The sequence below is a fragment of the Streptomyces sp. NPDC004031 genome (assembly GCF_053604375.1).
Genome location: NZ_JBSGHL010000166.1, coordinates 1 through 1,310, shown reverse-complemented (window position 1 = coordinate 1,310; position 1,310 = coordinate 1). Strand labels below are relative to the sequence as shown.

The 1,310-nt window shown below is 70.8% G+C and carries 1 protein-coding gene; it reads right to left on the bottom strand.

The annotated features are described in order from the left end of the window. Positions 1 to 1,310: AMP-binding protein (locus ACWERV_RS36850; RefSeq protein ID WP_452941268.1), on the bottom strand; the 1,310-nt coding region annotated here is incomplete at both ends.

Genomic DNA, 1,310 nt, shown 5'->3' with positions numbered 1-1,310 from the left:
GCGATGACGGTGGCTTCGGTGGGGCCGTAGGTGTTGACCAGGCGGATGCGGTCGGCGAAGTGGTGGTGCCAGCGGGTGAGGGCGGTTTCGTGGGCCTGCTCGCCGCCGAGGATGACCAGGCGGAGGGTGGTGGGCCAGGGGGTGGTGTGGATGTCGTCGACGAGGTGGTGCCAGTAGGCGGTGGGGAGGTCGAGGACGGTGGTGCCGGTGAGGTGGTCGGTGAGGGTGAGGGGGCCGTCGGGGAGGAGGGTGATGCGGGCGCCGGAGGCGAGCGCGGGGAAGATTTCTTCGACGTGGGTGTCGAAGCTGTGGGAGGCGAACTGGATGATGCGGTCGCCGGGTTGGAGGCCGTATTCCTGGCGCATCCAGGTGGTGCGGGTGGCGAGGGCGGTGTGGGGGACGGTGACGCCTTTGGGGGTGCCGGTGGAGCCGGAGGTGTAGATGAGGTAGGCGGTGTCGGTTGTGGTGGTGGGTGTGGTGGTGGTGCCGGGTGTGGGTCCGTCGGGGGTGAGGACGAGGGCGGCGCCGCTGTCGTGGGTCATGTAGTCCAGGCGGGCCTGGGGGTAGTCGGGGTCGAGGGGGAGGTAGGCGCTGTGGGCGTACCAGGTGGCGATCATGGCGGCGATGGCGTCGGTGGTGCGGCCCAGGCGGATCCCGATGACGGTGTGGTGGGGGAGGGCGGTGGCCAGGTCGCGGGCGCGGGTGTCGAGCTGGGCGTAGGTGAGGTGCTGGTCGCCGCAGGTCAGGGCGATGGCGTCGGGCCTGAGGCGGACCTGTTCGGCGAACTGGTCGAGGAAGGTGGGGGTTTCGGCGAGGCGTGGGCCGTCGAGGACGGTGGTGTCGTCGGGGCCGAGGATCGGGACGGCGGCGAAGGGTGTGGTGGTGTGGTCGGGGAGGGCTCGTAGCAGGCGGGCGAAGCGCTCGGTCATCCGCTCGATCGTGGCCGCGTCGAAGATCTCCGCGTCGTAGACGAAGGTCACGAGCAGCCCGTCGTCGTCCTGCCAGGCCTCCAGCATGAGGTCGAACTTCGCCTGCTCGAACCCGCCGTCGTAGGTGCTCGTGCGCAGGCCTGCGAAGGCGTCGGCGGCGTGCTCGGCGTCCTCGGTGTGGAGGATGGCCATGGTCTGGAAGAGGGGGGTGCGGGCGGGGTCGCGGACGACGCGCAGGCGGGCGGCCAACTCCTCGAAGGGGATGCCCTGGTGGGCGAAGGCGGTCAGGACGTCGTCGCGGGTGCGGTCGAGGAGGGTGCCGAGGGTGGGGTTGTCGGTGAGGTCGGCGCGCAGGACGAGGACGTCGGTGAGGTAGCCGAT